This is a genomic window from Synechococcus sp. R8-2 (genome assembly GCF_047461715.1).
Lineage (GTDB): Bacteria > Cyanobacteriota > Cyanobacteriia > Thermostichales > Thermostichaceae > Thermostichus.
The window spans coordinates 1-1293 of sequence record NZ_JANSHQ010000517.1 but is presented as its reverse complement, the minus strand read 5'-3'; the positions used below and the strand labels follow the sequence as shown (position 1 = coordinate 1293).

Sequence of the window (1293 nt, the reverse complement as noted above, 5' to 3'; positions counted from 1 at the left end):
AATGAAAGATCAACACAACCTAACCAAAGCTGATCCGGAGCAGGGAGAAATCATCCTCAAAGTCCGTCCGCCCCTGAAAGGATTGGGCCTGATGGATCACCTGATCCAAACTATTGCCAGCGCCCTTGCTCAGCAGGGCTATCAAATTGTCCAGCCCCCAGATTTCTCTCTGGGGGTTTATGACTTCGTAAACTCCATCACTGAACAGGTAGAGATGGCTGTTCTCGGGGATCCGCACCTGATCCCTTTGAAAAGTGAGGTCGGGCAAAATGCCAATGGGCAAGTTGGCAGTCTTCAGCAGGAGCGAATCCTGACCCTGGATGAGCAGGGCAGGTGGGTGGCCGGCACTGGCAAAAGAGAGCAGACGGGATCCCGGCTGATAAACCCCATACCAAAGGGTGAAGTACATCTCATGGTGGGATCCCATTTGAAAAGAGTGGTTGAGGGCGCGCAAGACCGCGTCCGGCTGGCGGGGATCGGCATCGGCCAAGCCTTGAGTGCGCAACTGGTTCATCACCGACACCGACAACAGAGCGGATCCCACCCCATGCCCCGACACATCCAGCAGATAGATGGCCAGGTGTTCCTCATCCAGCCAATGATAGTTAAACGAATCTCCCCCCAATTCCTGGGAGGGTAAAAAGCGCCACTCGAGGGTCACTTTGCAGTCGGGAAAATAGGCCGGCTCCGGCAGGAGAGAACGCACATAGCTGGCCGCCTCGGCCAATTCTGCCCGTAACCTGGCCGTTTGCTGCTGCAGGTCATAGCTGAGCTGGTGCAAGCGTAATCCGGCTCGCACACGTGCCCGCAACTCATTGGGGTCGATGGGCTTGCTTAGAAACTCATCTGCTCCGGCATCCAGGCCCTGGATGCGGTCTTCCACCTCAGTGCGGGCGGTGAGCAAAATAAAAAACGTCGTGGAAAACTTGGGATCGGCTTTGATGCGTCGGCAAACCTCCAGCCCATCCATGTCCGGCATCATCCAGTCACAGATGATCAGCCCCGGCACCAGCAGGTGGGCTTGCTCCAGCCCCTCGGAACCGTTGCTGGCCATCTCCACGGTGTAGCCCTGTCGTTCCAGGGATCGCTTCAACACCAGCCGAATCGTCGGATCGTCGTCGACAATCAAAATGGCCGCCATGACCGCTGCACCCCAATCCTGAAGTCAAAACGCATCCAAACCCAACTCCAGCCCAATACCCCATACTGGTAGGCAGACCTTTTATCGTAGCTTAGGCGTTGCGTCAGGAAAACCAGCTCGGCAAGCAGTCCACGACAAAGGGGTGAAGCCTC

1 protein-coding gene is annotated in these 1293 nt (G+C 56.5%); it reads right to left on the bottom strand.

Going from position 1 to position 1293, the window contains the following annotated elements:
• Positions 1–19 precede the first annotated feature (19 nt).
• Positions 20–1141: a PP2C family protein-serine/threonine phosphatase gene (locus tag NW819_RS11760; RefSeq protein ID WP_414351703.1), complete on the bottom strand. Its 1122-nt coding sequence runs from the start codon at positions 1139–1141 to the stop codon at positions 20–22.
• Positions 1142–1293: the final 152 nt, after the last annotated feature.

Excerpts from the sequence above, each read along its gene's own strand:
- NW819_RS11760 (WP_414351703.1), bottom strand. The coding sequence starts at position 1,141 with ATGGCGGCCATTTTGATTGTCGACGACGATCCGACGATTCGGCTGGTG.